We start from the raw sequence: 1,565 nt of genomic DNA, 5'->3' as shown, positions 1-1,565 counted from the left end.
CCGGGGTTGTCGGACGAGCAGAAGCGCGAGGTGTGGCGGCGATGGCGGGACGGACAGTCGCTGAGTGAGATCGGGCGGGCGCTGGGCAAGGTGCCTGGCTCGATCCACGGGGTGATTGCGGCGAACGGCGGGTACGTTCCGGCGGCCCGGAGCAGGTCCGCCGGGGTGCTCTCGTTGGCCGAGCGGGAGGAGATCTCGCGCGGGCTGGCCGCTGATGAGTCCTTCCGCACGATCGCGGTCCGGCTGGGCCGGGCTCCTTCCACGGTCAGCCGGGAGGTGGGGCGGCACGGCGGGCGGGAGAAGTATCGCGCGGCCCGTGCCGATGAACGGGCCTGGGACAACGCCCGGCGTCCGAAGCTGTGCCTGCTCCAGGTCAGCCCCGCGTTGCGGGACACGGTCGCGGGCAAACTGAAGGAGGACTGGACGCCGCGTCAGGTCGCGGGCTGGCTTGCCCGGACCTTCGCGCCCGAGGACGGTATGCGCGTGTCCCACGAGACGATCTACAAGAGCCTGTTCATCCAAGCCCGCGGGGTGCTGAAGAAGGAGCTGGTCTCCCACCTGCGCCGCCAGCGCACGATGCGCCGCTCGAAGAACGCCACGACCGCCGGCCAGCAGCGCGGCTGTATCCGTGACGCGGTCTCCATCCGCGAGCGCCCGGCCGAGGCCGAGGACCGAGCCGTTCCCGGCCACTGGGAAGGCGACCTGATCACCGGTGCGAAGAACAGCCACATCGCCACCCTGGTGGAGCGCCATTCCCGTTACGTCATGCTCGTGCGGGTCGAGGGCAAGGACACCGAGAGCGTGATCTCCGCCCTGACCCGTCAAGTCCTCTATCTACCCGGCAGGTTGATGATGTCACTGACCTGGGACCGGGGCACCGAGCTGGCCGACCATAAACGGTTCACACTGGCCACTGACGTGAAGGTCTACTTCGCCGACCCGAAGAGCCCCTGGCAGCGCGGTTCGAACGAGAACACGAACGGCCTGCTCCGCCAGTACTTCCCCAAGGGCACTGACCTCTCCGGATACACCCAGGACGATCTGAACGCCGTGGCCCTCAAGCTGAACACCCGCCCCCGCCAAACCCTCGGCTTCGAAACTCCCGCTGATAGGCTCGCCACTACTGTTGCACCAACCGGTTGACTCCACCGTCGCTTCTTTCAGGATCTCGATCGTCTGCTGCTGTTCGCGGACCTCCTTGCGCAGCCGCTTGAGCTCCTCGCGCTCGGCGCTGGTCAGCTCACCGGACTTGCCTTCGCCCTGGTCCGCCTTTGCCCGGCGGTACCAGCCGCGCAGGGACTCGGAGCTGATGCCAAGTTCCCGGGCGACGGCGGTGACCGTCTTGCCCGAGGAATCGACGAGCGCGATCGCGTCCCGCTTGAACTCCTCGGTGTATCGCTTCGTGTACTTGCTTCCCACCTGCTGCTACTTCCTGTGCTCACCGGGGCGGGTCACGAGGTCGTGCTCGCGACCGAACGGCCCGGCACCCGGCCCGCGGCCGACCCGCGGCTGCTGGACGGGGTGGTGTTCGGCCGGCTCGGCGCCGCCGCGGAGGCCAGGCACCG

General features: G+C 68.6%; 1 protein-coding gene and 1 pseudogene. One reads left to right on the top strand and one right to left on the bottom strand.

The annotated features are described in order from the left end of the window. Positions 1-6 precede the first annotated feature (6 nt). A complete protein-coding gene (locus tag ACIP98_RS42455; protein ID WP_401982239.1) occupies positions 7-1,143 on the top strand; it encodes an IS30 family transposase in 1,137 nt (378 codons plus the stop codon). A gap of 60 nt (positions 1,144-1,203) precedes the next feature. Here the strand turns inward: ACIP98_RS42455 and ACIP98_RS42450 are convergent. Then, positions 1,204-1,419 (bottom strand): annotated as a pseudogene (locus ACIP98_RS42450) (transposase); the annotation flags it as partial. Between the last annotated feature and the right edge of the window lie 146 nt (positions 1,420-1,565).

Origin of the sequence: Streptomyces sp. NPDC088354, from assembly GCF_044753585.1 — a bacterium.
Taxonomy (GTDB): Bacteria; Actinomycetota; Actinomycetes; order Streptomycetales; family Streptomycetaceae; genus Actinacidiphila.
This window is presented reverse-complemented; position numbering and strand designations above follow the sequence as displayed.